Origin of the sequence: Ectopseudomonas khazarica, assembly GCF_004521985.1 — a bacterium.
Classification (GTDB): domain Bacteria; phylum Pseudomonadota; class Gammaproteobacteria; order Pseudomonadales; family Pseudomonadaceae; genus Aquipseudomonas; species Aquipseudomonas khazarica.
In genome coordinates this window covers 280765-294753 of record NZ_SBHZ01000005.1, presented here as the reverse complement: position 1 = coordinate 294753, position 13989 = coordinate 280765, and the positions used below count along the sequence as shown (strand labels likewise).

The window sequence follows — 13989 nt, the reverse complement described above, 5'->3', positions numbered from 1 at the left end:
GCCATACAAGCCGCATGCGGCGAATCGCCTGCACTTGGCGACCATTCGTCACAGCTGGACTCAGTGACGGGTGAGGCGTCGCCACAGTTTGCGCAGGCCGAGGGCCAGGGGGAACAGCACGATGAGGAAGGGCAGGCCATAGCCGATGAACTCGATCAGGTTGGCGGTGCCTTCGGCAAGGTTGTCCTGCAGGCGCGAGAACGCTTCGCCAATGCGCCCCAGGGGCGAACGCTCGTAGGGGCTGCTGAAGCGCAGGGTCAGCAGGTTGGTGTCCAGGCGCCGTTGCTGCTGGGCGGCGTCCTGGGCGATGGCCTGCAGCTGCACGTCCAGGGCGGCCTGTTCACGGGCCAGGGCAAGCAGGTCGGCGACGGCGAGGTCGTCGCGTTTCTCGAATTGCTGCAGGGTGCGCTGCTGGCGCAACAGCTGCTCGTGCTGGCGACGGTTGTCGGCAACCGCCTGGGCCAGGTCCTCGGCATGGGTGGTGCGGCTGGTCAGTTCACCGTCTGCGCTGGCGAGCAGGGTGATGGCCTCGACGCCATCGGGGACGATGCGCAGGGTCAGTTCGCCACGTGGCGCCTGGCCGCTGCTCTGTTGCGCCGTGATCAGGCTGCAGGCGCCGAAGCGCTCGCTCAGGCACGCCTCGCGGGTAGCCGCGATACGCTCGCCGATACGCTCGGCGGGCAGTTCGATGGCCACATGGTGTTCATAGGCCAGGTAGCTGTCGGCCTTGTTGCGTTCGCCCTGCAGGGCGCCGCCCTGCGGCAGGCCCGACGGGTCTGAGCAACCCGCCAGGACGAACGCAAGCGTTGCCACCATCCATGGTTTCATCGAGGCCTCCTGGCGTGTGGTTTACTTGACGCGCTGGCCCGGCTTGGCGCCGCTGTCCGGGCTGAGCAGGTAGATGTCTTCACCGCCGGGGCCGGCCGCCAGGACCATGCCCTCGCTGATGCCGAACTTCATCTTGCGCGGCGCCAGGTTGGCGACGTACAGGGTCAGGCGGCCTTCCAGCTTGCTCGGGTCCGGGTAGGCGGACTTGATGCCGGAGAACACATTGCGCTTCTCGTCACCGATATCCAGCGACAGGCGCAGCAGCTTGTCGGCGCCCTCGACGAATTCGCACTTCTCGATCAGCGCGATGCGCAGGTCGACGGCGGCGAAGGCATCGAAGTTGATCTCGGCCGCCAGCGGGTCCTTGGCCAGCTCGCCGTTGCCCTGTGGTTTGGCGGCTTCGGCGGCCAGGTCTTCCTTGGAGGCTTCGGTCATGGCGTCGATCTTCGCTTGTTCGATACGGGTCAGCAGCGGGCTGAACGGGTTCAATTGGTGGTTGGCCAGCGGCAGCGCCAGGTCGGCCCAGGTCTGCGGGGCGACATTGAGGAAGGCCTCGGCGTCGGCGGCCAGTTGCGGCAGCACCGGCTTGAGCATGATCACCAGCTGGCGGAACAGGTTGATGCCCAGGGCGCAGATTTCCTGCACCTCGGCCTGCTTGCCTTCCACCTTGTTCAGGGCCCAGGGGGCCTTGTCGGCGATCCAGGCGTTGGCGCGGTCGGCCAGCGCCATGATCTCGCGCATGGCGCGGGAGAAGTCGCGTGCCTCGTAGGCCTCGGCGATGCTCGGCGCGGCGGCGCGGAAGGCGTTCCACAGCTCCGGCTCGGGGTCGGCGGCGACCAGCAGGCCGCCGTTGCCCTTGTGGATGAAACCGGCGCAGCGGCTGGCGATGTTGACCACCTTGCCGACCAGGTCGGAGTTGACCTTCTGCACGAAGTCCTCGAGGTTCAGGTCGAGGTCATCGACGCCACGGCCCAGCTTGCTGGCGTAGTAGTAGCGCAGGTATTCCGGGTTCAGGTGGTCCAGGTAGGTGCGCGCCTTGATGAAGGTGCCGCGCGACTTGGACATCTTCTGCCCGTTGACGGTCAGGTAGCCGTGCACGTTGACGGCGGTCGGCTTGCGGTAGCCGGCGCCTTCGAGCATGGCTGGCCAGAACAGGGCGTGGAAGTTGACGATGTCCTTGCCGATGAAGTGATACAGCTCGGCGCTGGAATCCTTGCCCCAGAAGGCGTCGAAGTCCAGTTCCGGGCGGCGCGAGCAGAGGTTCTTGAAGCTGGCCATGTAGCCGATCGGCGCATCCAGCCAGACGTAGAAGTACTTGCCCGGCTCATCGGGAATCTCGAAGCCGAAGTAGGGCGCATCGCGGCTGATGTCCCACTCCTGCAGGCCGCCGTCGAGCCATTCGGCGATCTTGTTGGCGACCGCCTCCTGCAGGGCGCCGGAGCGGGTCCACTGCTTGAGCATGGCTTCGAAGTCCGGCAGCTTGAAGAAGAAGTGCTGCGACTCCTTGAGCACCGGGGTGGCGCCGGAGATGGCCGACTTCGGGTTCTTCAGCTCGGTCGGCGAGTAGGTGGCGCCGCATTTCTCGCAGTTGTCGCCGTACTGGTCCTCGGTGCCGCACTTCGGACAGGTGCCCTTGATGAAACGGTCGGCGAGGAACATGCCCTTCTCGGGGTCGAAGTACTGGGTGACCGCGCGCGTGGCGATGTGGCCCTTGTCGCGCAGCGCCAGGTAGATCGAGGACGACAGCTCGCGGTTTTCTTCCGAGTGGGTCGAGTGGTAGTTGTCGAAGGCCACGCTGAACTCGGCGAAATCGGCCATGTGCTCGGCGCGCACACCGTCGATCAGTTGCTCGGGCGTGATGCCCTCCTTCTCGGCGCGCAGCATGATGGCCGAGCCGTGGGCGTCGTCGGCACAGACGTAGATGGCCTGGTTGCCGCGCAGTTTCTGGTAGCGCACCCACATGTCGGTCTGTACGTACTCGAGCATGTGGCCGAGGTGGATCGAACCGTTGGCATAGGGGAGGGCGCTGGTAACGAGGATCTTGCGGGCTTCGGTCATGGTGATCGGCTGCACTGGTAAAACGAGGGAAGTCAGCAACTATAAAGCAGCGACAGTCTGCAAGCCACCAGCGACAACGAGCGTCGTTGTTGCTCGCGGCGTGACGCTCGCGGCCCGTGGCTGCTGTTAAGATGACGCTCTGATTTCCTGCCTGCCTTCTGGAGTTCTTGCATGAGTGCCGTCACCCGCGAAGCGGTCGAAGCCTGTCTGCGTCAGTTCACCGACCCCCACCTCGATCAGGACCCGGTCAGCGCCGGCTGCCTGCGTGAGGTCGACATCCAGGGCGGGCGGGTCTCCGTGCGCCTGGAACTCGGTTACGCCGCCGGCCTGTTCAAGAACGGCTGGGCGCAGATGCTGCAGATGGCGCTGGAGAACCTCGACGCCGTCGACAGTGCGCGCGTGCAGGTCGATTGCGTGATCGACTCGCACCAGGGGCAGGCCCAGGTGCCAGCCTTGCAAGGGGTGAAGAACGTGATCGCGGTGGCCTCGGGCAAGGGTGGCGTGGGCAAGTCCACCACCGCTGCCAACCTGGCGCTGGCGCTGGCCCGCGAAGGGGCGCGGGTCGGTATTCTCGATGCGGACATCTATGGCCCGAGCCAGGGCATCATGTTCGGCATCGCCGAAGGCACCCGACCGCTGGTCAAGGAGCAGAAGTGGTTCGTGCCGCTCGAAGCCCATGGCGTGCAGGTGATGTCCATGGCCTTTCTCACCGACGACAACACCCCGATGGTCTGGCGCGGGCCGATGGTCAGCGGTGCGCTGCTGCAGCTGATCACCCAGACCGCCTGGAACGAGCTCGACTACCTGGTGGTGGACATGCCGCCGGGCACCGGCGACATCCAGCTGACCCTGGCGCAGAAGGTGCCGGTGGCCGGCAGCGTGATCGTCACCACGCCGCAGGACCTGGCCCTGCTGGATGCCCGCAAGGGCGTGGAGATGTTCCGCAAGGTGCACATCCCGGTGCTCGGCGTGGTGGAGAACATGGCCGTGCACATCTGCTCCAACTGCGGCCATGCCGAGCATCTGTTCGGCGAAGGCGGTGGCGAGAAGCTGGCCGCGCAGTACGGCGTCGAGCTGCTGGCATCCCTGCCGCTGTCGATGGCCATCCGCATGCAGGCCGACGACGGCAAGCCGACCACGGTGGCCGATCCGGAAAGCCAGATCGCCATGATCTATCAGGAGCTGGCACGCAAGGTGGGCGCGCGCATCGCCCAGGCCGGCAAGCCGAGCATGCCGAGCATCGAAATCAGTGATGATTGAGAGCGGCTGCGCAGCAGCCATCTGCTGACCCTCTCCCATTCGTGGGGGAGGGTGCCCGAAGGGCGGGAGAGGGCGCTCGGCGCAGCGGTTTTGGCTCTCGTGCTTGTCGGCGCATCCCTTCAGGTGCACAGGGGGCAACACTGTAGGTACTTCCGCAGTACGGCGCCGCCAGCATCACCCTCTCCCCAGCCCCTCTCCCGCAAGCGGGAGCGGGTAGCGCCGACGCTCCATTGGCTTCGCCCCAGCCACCCTGGGCTGCCGCTTTTGTAGGAGCGGCTTCAGCCGCGAATCTCGCGCATCGATCCGCTCCCACAGGGCGTACAAACAGGCACAAAAAAGCCCCGCACTAGGCGGGGCTTTTTCAGCAGCTCAAAAGCGCAGATCAACCAACGATCTGAACTTCTTCAGCTTGCATGCCTTTCTGGCCACGGGTAGCCACGAAGGAAACCTGCTGGCCTTCCTTCAGGGTCTTGAATCCGTCGGCCTGGATGGCTTTGAAGTGAACGAACAGGTCGTCACCGGATTGCGGAGTGATGAAGCCGTAGCCTTTCTCATCGTTGAACCACTTGACGGTGCCAGTCTGACGATTGGACATGTTGATGTCTCCTAACAAAAGTAATAGCAGCCCTGGAAAAGCCCAGGCCGGGACTGAGTGCAACGAGTACTAGGAGTCGGACGATGTTTGGATCGAAATCTGGGCATCTAGTAGCGATTCGCGGTGACACATGCAGCACAGTGGGCACACCATACGTGTTTTTATCGCCAAGTGCGAATGGTCGATGCAGCTTTTTTGCAAATAATGACCAAGCGCTCGGCGGGCAATCTTTGATGCGTGGCGCGCGCATCGGTAAGATGCGCTCACTTTTTCGTAATCGCCCACTCAGGACCCTTCGCCATGAGCATCAAATCGGACAAGTGGATTCGCCGCATGGCCCAGGAACACGGCATGATCGAGCCCTTCGTCGAGCGCCAGGTGCGTGGCGCCGACGCCAGCCGGGTGATCTCCTACGGTGTCTCCAGCTACGGCTACGACGTGCGCTGCGCAGATGAATTCAAGGTGTTCACCAATATTCACTCCGCCGTGGTAGACCCGAAGAACTTCGACGAGAAGAGCTTCGTCGACATCAAGAGCGACGTCTGCATCATCCCGCCGAACTCCTTCGCCCTGGCCCGCACCGTCGAGTACTTCCGCATTCCGCGTGACGTGCTGACCATCTGCCTGGGCAAGAGCACCTACGCGCGCTGCGGCATCATCGTCAACGTCACGCCGCTGGAGCCGGAATGGGAAGGCCACGTGACCCTGGAGTTCTCCAACACCACCAACCTGCCGGCCAAGATCTACGCCAACGAAGGCGTGGCGCAGATGCTTTTCCTGCAGTCCGATGAGGCCTGCGAGGTCTCCTACCGTGACCGTGGTGGCAAGTACCAGGGCCAGACCGGGGTGACACTGCCCAAGGCCTGATGTTTTCGCAGGCATGAAAAAGCCGGGCGCTTGCCCGGCTTTTTTCTGCCCGTTGCTCAGGGCACCAGAGGCAGCTCACGCTTGTGGCGGGTGTTGTCGTAGGTGCGCACGATAGTGGCATAGGCCTCGTCACTGACGGCCTCGCCATGCAGGAAGGCGTCGATCTCGGCATAGGTCACGCCATGCGCTTCCTCGTCCGGCTTGCCCGGGCGCAGTTCTTCCAGGTCGGCGGTCGGGGTCTTCATCACCAGGTGCTGCGGTGCTCCCAGGTGCCTGGCGATGGCGCGTACCTGGTTTTTCACCAGGCCGGACAGCGGGGCAAGGTCGCAGGCGCCATCGCCGAACTTGGTGAAGAAGCCCATCACCGCCTCGGCTGCGTGGTCAGTGCCGATCACCAGGCCGTTGTTGGCGTTGGCGATGGCGAACTGGGCGACCATGCGGATGCGCGCCTTGACGTTGCCGACGACGAAGTCGCGGCGGGCGTCGCTCAGCTTCTGCAGGTGGGTGACCTGCTCGCCGAGGCCGTTGACCGCCCCGGCGATGTTCACGGTGTCGTCTTCGTCGGCGCGGATGAATTTCAGCGAGTCCTGTGCATCCTGCTCATCGTGCTGAGCGTTGTGCGGCAGGCGCACGGCGATGAAGCGGTAGGCGCTGTCGCCGGTTTCCGCGCGCAGTTCCTCGACCGCAAGCTGCGCCAGGCGCCCGGCGGTGAGGGAGTCGACGCCACCGCTGATGCCCAGCACCAGCACCTTGAGGCCGGATTGCTTGAGCACGTGCTTGATGAAGGTCTTGCGTCGCTCGATTTCCGCGTTCAGCGCGGCGTCGTCGGCGAACGGCGGCACCACGTCGAGGGCGGCGGCGATTTCGGCTTGGCGGTTGCTCATGTCTGGGTCCTCACTGGGTCACGCGAAAGACGTGTTTCAGGTAGCTGACGAAATTCTCGTCGCGGCATTGGGTCTTGCCGGGCGTGTCGGAAATCTTCGCCACGGGTTGGCCGTTGCAGGCGATCATCTTGATCACGATGTTCATCGGCTCGACGCCGGGGATGTCGCAGGTCAGGTTGGTGCCGACCCCGAAGCTTACGTGGATTCGCCCGGAAAGTGCACGGTAGAGGCGCAGCGACTTCTCCAGGTCGAGCCCGTCGGAGAACACCAGGGTCTTGCTCAGCGGATCGATGCCGAGCTTCTCGTAGTGGGCGATGGCCTTTTCCGCCCAGACCAGCGGGTCGCCCGAGTCGTGGCGCAGGCCGTCGAACAGCTTGGCGAAGTACAGATCGAAGTCGGCCAGGAAGGCGTCCATGGTGATGCAGTCGGTCAGGGCGATGCCCAGCTGGCCCCGGTACTCGCGGACCCAGCAGTCCAGTGCGGCGCTCTGGCTGTCGATCAGGCGCGGGCCGAGCTGCTGGTGGGCCATCAGCCATTCGTGGGCCATGGTGCCGATGGGCTTGAGTTCGAACTCGCGGGCCAGGTGCAGGTTGCTGGTGCCGACGAAGCGCCCGGGGAAGTCGCGCTTGAGGATGCGCACGGCCTGCTCCTGCGCACGGTAGGAGAAGCGCCGGCGGGTGCCGAAGTCGGCGAGCTGGAAGCCGGCCAGCTCGTCGTCACTGGCCTCGCTGCGCAGCCAGTCGATTTTCTCGTAGAGGCGCTCGGCGGCCTGCTCCAGCACCACTTCGCGGTAGCGATAGCGGTTGCGCACTTCGCTGATGATGGCCAGCAGCGGCACTTCGAAGAGGATCACGTGCAGCCAGGGGCCGCGCAGGCGGATGCTCAACTGGCCGTCTTCGATGCTGGTGTGCACGTAGCGCAGGTTGAAGCGGAACAAGCTGAGGAAGCGGATGAAGTCCGGCTTGATGAACGGAATGCGTTCGAGGAAGGCCAGTTGGTCGACCGTCAGGCTCAGCTCGCTGAGGCGCTCGAACTGGTAGCGAATCTCGGCCAGGTAGGGCGTCAGGTCTTCACTGTTGCGGCAGCGGAACTCCCATTCCACCTCGGCATTGGGGTAGTTGTGCAACACCGCCTGCATCATCGTCAGCTTGTACAGGTCGGTGTCGAGCAGGTTCTGCACGATACGGTCGGCGAAAATGCTGTCGCTCATCCTTGGGTCTCCAGAGTCAGGATCGCATCCAGCTCTTCCTGGCTGGCGGCGAGGGTAATGCCGGCGTCGTTCATCGCGCGGCAGGCCGGCACGGCCGTTTCTTCGGCGATAGCGCGGCAGGCGGGCAGGTAGACGATCACCTCGAAGCCTGCACGGCGCAGTTGCAGAGCGGTGGTCTTGACGCAGTAGTCCAGCGCCAGGCCGCCGACCAGTACACGCTCGACGTCATTGTGCCGGAGAAACTCGATCACGCCCGTGCTGCGCTTCTCGGCCAGGTCGTGGTAACAGGCGCCGTACGGGTGCAGGTCCGGTTCCACGCCTTTCCACACGAAGTAGTCATAGTCCAGCGGCGCGGGCAGGCCGTCGAGCAGTTCGAAGCCAGGGGTGCCGGGTACGCAGTGGCTGACCCAGGTCAGGTCGGCATTGGCCAGGGGCAGGGGGCGCAGCATCTCCGCGTGGCTGTCGACGACCCAGGCGGCCTGCGGGCTGTGCGCGTCCTTGCTGCCGATGCGCAGCTGCGCCCGCGCGGCCAGCTGATTGAGCGCCGGCACGATGGCATCGCCCTCGGGCACCGGCAGCTCGTTGGGGCACAGCGGGGTGAAGCCTTTCTGGGCATCGACGTCGAAGCTGGCGATCTTCATGGTGTGCCTCCTTTCTGCGTGTGAGTGACTACATATTCCATCTGATGAAATATGTAGTCAAGCGTTTATCTGATTTTCCACGTGAAAAAAACCGCCTTATTGGTCAAGATGAAATAAGTACACGGAGGAGCAGGTGACAGGATGAGTGCAGTGGAGGTTCTTGCCGGGGTCGATATCGTGGCGTTGCGTCTGAGTGAGGCGGGGACGCTGCAGGTGTTGTTGATTCGCCGTCAGCGTGAGCCTTATGCGGGGCAGTGGGCATTGCCCGGTGTGTTGGTCAATGGTCGCTGCGTCGACGCCAGCCTGGATGCCGCCGCCGAGCGGGCGCTGGCGGACAAGGCGCGGTTGCGGCCGCACTACCTGGAACAGGTGGCGACGGTGGGCAATGGCGTGCGCGACCCGCGCGGCTGGTCGCTGAGCACCTGCTACCTGGCACTGCTGGCGGCGGACGTCGAGCCGGAAGACGACGACCTGCGTTTCGTCGACCTGCAGGCGGTACTCAGCGGCCAGCAGGCGTTGCCCTTCGATCATGCGCAGCTGGTGCGCCTGGCCGCCGAACGCCTGCAGGGCAAATCGGTATACAGCTCGTTGCCGCTGTACCTGCTGGTATCACGCTTCACCGTGACCGAGGCACTGGCGGCGTTTCAGGCCTGCCTGGGCGAGCCGGTGCAGCACACCACCCTGCGTGGGCGTCTGGAGAGGATGAAGGCGCAGGGCTGGATCGCCGATACCGGTGAGAAGAACTACCCGAAGATGGGGCGGCCACAGCATCTGCTGGAGCATCGTCCGCAGGCGGGAGAGGCCTTCATCTTCGACCGCAGCCTGCTGGCGTAGAGGGTTTGCCTGATTGCGGGCAAAAAAATAGGCGCCATGGGCGCCAGGGGAGCATTTCAATCGATGCACAGGTTCAGAGCCTGCTTCGAGCGAGAAGTTCAATCCACTGATGCAGAAATGCCATCTTTTTTTCTGCAGGCAAAAGAAAAGGCGCCAGGGGCGCCTCAAATCGATGATCTATGGAGTAAGTCGATTACTCAGAGTCTGGCGCTGAGGAAAAGGTTCAGCGCCAGCCGACGAACGGTCATCACTTGCCCGGCATCAGCAGCAGACGCTGGCTGCCATAGACCTTGTCCAGGTTCTGCGCCTTGAACGGGAAGCTCATGTAGCCGCCCTTGAGCCAGGCCTCGATGCCATCGGCGTAGTGCGGGCTGGCCGGGTTGCCGGACTGCCCCGAACTGTTGACGCCGATCAGCGGCTCATCGGCGGAAAAGTCGACGACGATGCGCATGGCCGGGATCAGGAAGGTAGTGAAGTCCTGACCCCAGGGGTAGGCCGCGACGTTCAGGGTGCCGTGGTCACCACCGGCCGGGTAGGGGCCGCGATCCAGGTAGCCTTTGAGGGCGTTGATGCTGGTGCGCTGGCTGGCGCTCATGTAGGGCGCCAGGCGTGTGGTGTCGGTGACCCATTCGTAGGTGTGCAGCTTGCCCCACTGCCAGTTGCGGCGTTCGCTACCCAGGCGGCTTTCCAGCAGCGTGATGCTGGCGGCCAGGCTGCGCGCCAGGATGGCCGGCTTGTCTTCCTTCTGCGGGGTGCGGATGTCATCCCAGAACGGGCTGTCAGGACGGCCGAGCAGGTGGTCGGCCTGCGCCGAATAGGACAGGTTGGCGGTTTCCACCAGGGCCTGCCAGGCCGGATTGTCTTCCGGGCCCAGCTCGTCGAGGAAGGTCTGCCGGGCGCTCTCCTGCATGAATGCACCGTAGACGGCCGCATCAGCCGAGCTGGCGGTGAGCTTGCCGTCGAAGGCCAGCAGGCGCCGCAGCGCTTCATCGGCGCGCTCGCGCTGGCCGCTGGGCAGCGCGGCGATCGCCTGGCGCAGCGGCTCGTGCATGGCCGGGTCGTTGAACATCGCCTGCAGCTTGGCGACGAACGGGGAGCTCTGGTCGTACTGCATGGCGATCATGCTGCGGCCATCGTGACGGCCGTTGCCTGCCAGCTCGGCGATGCGCTCGGCGCGTTCCGGGTAGAACCAGGAGCTGGACAGCTGCATGCCATAGCCGGGTTCGACGCTGCGCTGGTTGGCGGTGCCCAGCCAGCCTTGCGGCGGGTCCTGGTCGTAGGGATGCAGCATCGGATCGGCGTAGCCGTCCCAGGCGTAACGCTGGTCCCAGCCGGGGGAGGGCAGCAGGCCCCGGCCTTCGCGCCGGTTCGGGTAGCGACCGGTGACCTGCCAGCCGATGTGCTGGGCATCGGCGAAGACGATGTTCAGCGGCATCGCGCGGATTTCCCGGGTGGCTTCGAAGGCGGCATCCACCGACTGCGCACGGGACAGGTCGAAGAAGGCGTCGAGGCTCTTGTCGCGCTCGAACTGGGTGGTCTTCAGGGCCAGGCCGTAGCCAGTCTGCAAGGGCAGAGGCTGGAGCATGTGCTTGCGCTCGCCCAGTACCGAGTTGAGCAGCGGGCCGTTGCGAGTCTCGTACAGGGTTTCGCGGATGGGGCGCTGGCCCTTGATGAAGAAGGTCTCCTGGCGCTCCATCACCGGCAGCCACTGGCCGTCGGCCTGGTACATCAGGCGACTGCCCTCGCGCTTGATGCGTTCGAGGTAGATGTCCTGGTTGTCGCCCATGACCATGGTCATGCCCCAGGCCAGCTTGCCGTTGTACCCGGCCACCACGGCCGGCACGCCGGCCAGCGAAACACCGGCGGCCTGGTACTTGGGCGAGCGGATCTGCACGAAATTCCACAGCGACGGCATGCTCAGCGGCAGGTGCGTGTCGTTGGCCAGCAGGCTCTTGCCGCCACGGCTGCGTTCAGGGGCGATGGCCCAGTTGTTCGAGGCCGCGACACCCAGCATGTGCTGCTCGGCGATCTGCGCCGCGCTGCGGGCGATCGCCTGCAGACCGGGCAACTGGCCCTTGAGATCGAGGCCGGCGAGTTTCTCCGCCTCGGCGAAGGGCAGCGGTTCATCCGGATAGATCGGCAGCAGCCAGGGCAGCTTGTCGACGCCGACCTGCTGGGCCATCGTCAGCGCGGCGATTTCCTCCTGCAGGTTCACCGACAGGCCGAAGTTCAGCAGGCAGAACAGCAGCACCGAGTCCTCGGGTTTCCAGTACTCGGGGCGATAGCCGGATTCCGCCAGGTCCATCGGCAGGCGGTCGCGGTAGCGGAACAGGTAGGCATTGACGCCGCGTGCATAGACCTCGAAGAAGCGTTTCAGGCGCGGCGAGGCGTCGGCATAGAGCAGCTCCGCACTCTTCCTGAGGTTGACCGCGCGCATGAAGCGGTCCATCTCCAGCACGCCAGGGCCGGCCATTTCCGCCAGGCGACCCTGGGCCAGCAGGCGCATGCCGACCATCTGGCTGAGGCGGTCGCCGGCGTGCACGTAGCCCAGGGTGAACAGCGCGTCGTGAAAGGTGCCCGATTCGATCAGTGGCATGCCGAGGGCATTGCGCCGTACCGATGCGCTTTCCGCCACGCCCTGGATGCGCTCGATGCCGCGGGTCGGCGGCACGCTGTCGGCATAGCGGCTGTTGAGCAGTGACTGGCAGCCACCGAGCGTGGTCAGGGATGCGGCAAGGGTCAGGCGGGCCAGCGTGCGCATGGCGGATATCCTTGGACAGGGGATGAGGCCGGTCGGGTGTCGACCGGCCACGAAGTCGCCAAGGTAAAGAGGCCGTTGCGACCTGGCAAGAGGGCTCAGGCGTTCGGCTGAGTGCGCTTGAGCCCGTCATCGAGCAGCCAGCGTGCGGCCGTGCGGGCGGCGGCCTTGTGCTGCAGTTCCAGCTCGTTGAAACGCTTCTCGAAGCGCCGCCGCTGCTCCTTGTCCAGCGCCTTCCAGGCCGCATGGGTCGGTACGTCGGTGGTCGCCTCGAAGAGCAGGTGGAACACCTGGCAGCGGCTGTCGTTGCTGAGGTCGCTGTCGTAGTTGTCGAGCAGCACCTTGATGCGGATGGCGCCCTCGATCAGCGGCAGCTGCTCGTCGAGCAGGCTGCTGGCGAGGATGTTCAGGTCACCACCGAGGCGCTCCTGGCGTTCCTGGCGAGCCTCCTCCTGGGCCTGTTGCCGGGCCCAGACGCGGCGCCAGAGGTGCCAGGCATAGGCGGCCAGGGCGGCGATCAGCAGCAGGCCGGCGAGCAGCAGGGACAGGGTCACGGCGTGCATGCCCGGCTCAGGCGCCGTGGCACTTCTTGAACTTCTTCTGACTGCCGCAGGGGCAGGGATCGTTGCGGCCGACGTCCTTCAGGGCGTTGCGCACCGGCTCCTGATGGCCGTGGTTGCAATGCGGGCCGTGGACATGGCCATGGTCGTGGTGATCATGGTCATGGTTGCAGTCAGGGCCGTGGACGTGGGGTTGGTTGCTCATGAGGGTTACTCCGGGATGAAATCGCCGGGAATTATCTCGCCATTGCGCGACATGTGCACGCTGCGGCTGAAGAGCATGCCGGTCTTCACTTCACCCTTGAGGCTGTAGCGGATCGGCTGGTCGGGTTTTTCCAGCATCTTCACCACCTGGCGGACATGGCGCCACAGGTTGGTGCGCACCGGCACGTCGAAGCTGTGATGACCATTGGCGGGCACGGTGAACCACTCACTGGCAGAACCGTCGGCCAGGGGAATGTCGTTGAGGGTGACCGCGTATTCCAGACCGCGTACCGGCAGGCTGACGCTGTTGGGATTGTCGATGCGAAAGCGCAGGAGGAACTCTTGTTCGAGTAGCCTGGCCTTGATTACGTCCACCTTGATGAGTCGGACATCCGGGTCCTTGAATCCACCCGTCATCCAGGTGGAGCATCCTGCGAGGCCTGAAGCAAGGCCAAAAAACATCAGTAGGCTGATAATTCTTATCATTTGCGCCTGAGAAAACATTTCATACCCCCATTGCGGCTCAGTGTAACAAGCAAGCGCTTGGCTGCAACTGGGGTGAGTCATTATTTTCAAGGAGATACCGCCGTTGCCCGTTGAACATTTGTAAAGCGTGATGCACGGATGAGAAGCCGGCAGTGTCAGCGCAAAACAACCTGCGCCATACTGAGTCGTGAATAGGACAGGAGTGTGACCATGAGTCGCTACGAGATCGCCTTCTCCGGGCAGTTGGTGCCGGGGGCGCAGCTGGAGCTGGTCAAGGCCAACATGGCCAAGTTGTTCCAGGCCGATGCCCAGCGGATCGCCCAGCTGTTTTCCGGGCGTCGCATCGTGATCAAGAACAACCTCGACGCTGCGGCGGCGGAGAAGTACCGATCGACCCTGGAGCGGGCGGGGGCCCGTGTCGAAGTGATCGACATGGATATGCCGATCGAGGAAGTCGAACTGGCTCCACCACCACCCGCCGAACCGGCACCTGCGGCACCTGCTGCGGCACCTGCTGCGGCAGCGGCGTCCGGCGGGGCCACGGCGGGGCGGCTGCAGGTGGCGCCGCGTGACGAATACATGGCGGCGTTCAGCGAAGTGGATGCCCCGGACTTCGGTATCGCCCCGGTCGGGGCGGACCTGCAGGACGCCAAGCCGGATGCCGAGGCGCCGCGCGTGGACCTGTCGCAGTTCAGCCTGGCGCCGGTGGGCAGTGACATGGGGCAGGCCAAGGCCGACGCGGCGGCGCCACCGCCGGATACGTCACACCTCAAGCTGCAGGAATGAAGAAATGGGCCCGCATGT

Annotated in this window: 14 protein-coding genes; 4 read left to right on the top strand and 10 right to left on the bottom strand. The window is 64.6% G+C overall.

The window, feature by feature from the left end; genetic code table 11:
* Positions 1-60 precede the first annotated feature (60 nt).
* Positions 61-828 (bottom strand): DUF4349 domain-containing protein, encoded by a 768-nt coding sequence (locus EPK82_RS08715; RefSeq protein ID WP_134676335.1) that lies wholly within the window; start codon positions 826-828, stop codon positions 61-63.
* Between the two features lie 21 nt (positions 829-849).
* On the bottom strand, positions 850-2886 hold the full coding sequence (metG, locus tag EPK82_RS08710; RefSeq protein ID WP_134676334.1) for a methionine--tRNA ligase: 2037 nt from the start codon (positions 2884-2886) through the stop codon (positions 850-852).
* Positions 2887-3057: 171 nt separating this feature from the next.
* Here metG and apbC point away from each other — a divergent pair, with 171 nt between their 5' ends.
* Positions 3058-4146 (top strand): iron-sulfur cluster carrier protein ApbC, encoded by a 1089-nt coding sequence (gene apbC, locus EPK82_RS08705; RefSeq protein WP_134676333.1) that lies wholly within the window; start codon positions 3058-3060, stop codon positions 4144-4146.
* Between the two features lie 382 nt (positions 4147-4528).
* Here the strand turns inward: apbC and EPK82_RS08700 are convergent, their stop codons facing one another.
* A complete protein-coding gene (locus EPK82_RS08700) occupies positions 4529-4741 on the bottom strand; it encodes a cold-shock protein (protein ID WP_037049100.1) in 213 nt (70 codons plus the stop codon).
* Positions 4742-5041: 300 nt separating this feature from the next.
* Between EPK82_RS08700 and dcd the strand changes: the two genes are divergently transcribed.
* The gene (gene dcd, locus EPK82_RS08695) at positions 5042-5608 is read left to right on the top strand and encodes a dCTP deaminase (RefSeq protein ID WP_013714599.1); all 567 of its coding nucleotides are present in this window, start codon (positions 5042-5044) and stop codon (positions 5606-5608) included.
* 56 nt (positions 5609-5664) lie between these two features.
* On the opposite strand, the gene nadE is transcribed toward dcd, so the two are convergent.
* Genes nadE through EPK82_RS08680 form a run of 3 tightly spaced genes read right to left on the bottom strand, consistent with a single transcriptional unit; the run spans position 5665 to position 8343 of the window.
* Positions 5665-6492, bottom strand: coding sequence for an ammonia-dependent NAD(+) synthetase (gene nadE / locus EPK82_RS08690; RefSeq protein ID WP_037049098.1), 828 nt, complete (start codon positions 6490-6492; stop codon positions 5665-5667).
* A 10-nt stretch (positions 6493-6502) separates the two neighbouring features.
* Positions 6503-7702 carry a nicotinate phosphoribosyltransferase gene (pncB, locus tag EPK82_RS08685; RefSeq protein WP_037049097.1) on the bottom strand — a complete coding sequence of 400 codons (1200 nt, stop codon included), beginning with the start codon at positions 7700-7702 and terminating at the stop codon, positions 6503-6505.
* Entirely contained in the window at positions 7699-8343 is a 645-nt protein-coding gene (locus tag EPK82_RS08680) for a nicotinamidase (RefSeq protein WP_134676332.1), read from the bottom strand. Before EPK82_RS08680 ends, pncB begins: the two co-directional genes overlap by 4 nt.
* Before the next feature lie 141 nt (positions 8344-8484).
* On the opposite strand from EPK82_RS08680, the gene EPK82_RS08675 reads away from it, so the two are divergent.
* On the top strand, positions 8485-9177 hold the full coding sequence (locus EPK82_RS08675) for an NUDIX domain-containing protein (protein WP_134676331.1): 693 nt from the start codon (positions 8485-8487) through the stop codon (positions 9175-9177).
* A 247-nt stretch (positions 9178-9424) separates the two neighbouring features.
* Here EPK82_RS08675 and EPK82_RS08670 read toward each other — a convergent pair whose 3' ends face one another.
* The 4 genes from EPK82_RS08670 to EPK82_RS08655 form a co-directional block, all read right to left on the bottom strand.
* Positions 9425-11938, bottom strand: coding sequence for a penicillin acylase family protein (locus EPK82_RS08670; protein ID WP_134676330.1), 2514 nt, complete (start codon positions 11936-11938; stop codon positions 9425-9427).
* A gap of 95 nt (positions 11939-12033) precedes the next feature.
* The gene (locus EPK82_RS08665) at positions 12034-12498 is read right to left on the bottom strand and encodes a DUF2489 domain-containing protein (protein ID WP_134676329.1); all 465 of its coding nucleotides are present in this window, start codon (positions 12496-12498) and stop codon (positions 12034-12036) included.
* 7 nt (positions 12499-12505) lie between these two features.
* Positions 12506-12700 carry an SEC-C metal-binding domain-containing protein gene (locus EPK82_RS08660; protein ID WP_037049080.1) on the bottom strand — a complete coding sequence of 65 codons (195 nt, stop codon included), beginning with the start codon at positions 12698-12700 and terminating at the stop codon, positions 12506-12508.
* Between the two features lie 5 nt (positions 12701-12705).
* The gene (locus EPK82_RS08655; RefSeq protein WP_080756995.1) at positions 12706-13203 is read right to left on the bottom strand and encodes an LEA type 2 family protein; all 498 of its coding nucleotides are present in this window, start codon (positions 13201-13203) and stop codon (positions 12706-12708) included.
* A gap of 192 nt (positions 13204-13395) precedes the next feature.
* Here EPK82_RS08655 and EPK82_RS08650 point away from each other — a divergent pair, with 192 nt between their 5' ends.
* Positions 13396-13971 (top strand): hypothetical protein, encoded by a 576-nt coding sequence (locus EPK82_RS08650; RefSeq protein ID WP_134676328.1) that lies wholly within the window; start codon positions 13396-13398, stop codon positions 13969-13971.
* Positions 13972-13989 lie beyond the last annotated feature (18 nt).

Coding starts and splice junctions, on each gene's coding strand:
- dcd (WP_013714599.1), top strand. CDS start 5,042: ATGAGCATCAAATCGGACAAGTGGATTCGCCGCATGGCCCAGGAACAC.
- EPK82_RS08670 (WP_134676330.1), bottom strand. CDS start 11,938: ATGCGCACGCTGGCCCGCCTGACCCTTGCCGCATCCCTGACCACGCTC.
- EPK82_RS08665 (WP_134676329.1), bottom strand. CDS start 12,498: ATGCACGCCGTGACCCTGTCCCTGCTGCTCGCCGGCCTGCTGCTGATC.
- nadE (WP_037049098.1), bottom strand. CDS start 6,492: ATGAGCAACCGCCAAGCCGAAATCGCCGCCGCCCTCGACGTGGTGCCG.
- EPK82_RS08700 (WP_037049100.1), bottom strand. CDS start 4,741: ATGTCCAATCGTCAGACTGGCACCGTCAAGTGGTTCAACGATGAGAAA.
- EPK82_RS08675 (WP_134676331.1), top strand. CDS start 8,485: ATGAGTGCAGTGGAGGTTCTTGCCGGGGTCGATATCGTGGCGTTGCGT.
- EPK82_RS08660 (WP_037049080.1), bottom strand. CDS start 12,700: ATGAGCAACCAACCCCACGTCCACGGCCCTGACTGCAACCATGACCAT.
- metG (WP_134676334.1), bottom strand. CDS start 2,886: ATGACCGAAGCCCGCAAGATCCTCGTTACCAGCGCCCTCCCCTATGCC.
- EPK82_RS08650 (WP_134676328.1), top strand. CDS start 13,396: ATGAGTCGCTACGAGATCGCCTTCTCCGGGCAGTTGGTGCCGGGGGCG.
- EPK82_RS08655 (WP_080756995.1), bottom strand. CDS start 13,203: ATGTTTTCTCAGGCGCAAATGATAAGAATTATCAGCCTACTGATGTTT.
- EPK82_RS08680 (WP_134676332.1), bottom strand. CDS start 8,343: ATGAAGATCGCCAGCTTCGACGTCGATGCCCAGAAAGGCTTCACCCCG.
- EPK82_RS08715 (WP_134676335.1), bottom strand. CDS start 828: ATGAAACCATGGATGGTGGCAACGCTTGCGTTCGTCCTGGCGGGTTGC.
- apbC (WP_134676333.1), top strand. CDS start 3,058: ATGAGTGCCGTCACCCGCGAAGCGGTCGAAGCCTGTCTGCGTCAGTTC.
- pncB (WP_037049097.1), bottom strand. CDS start 7,702: ATGAGCGACAGCATTTTCGCCGACCGTATCGTGCAGAACCTGCTCGAC.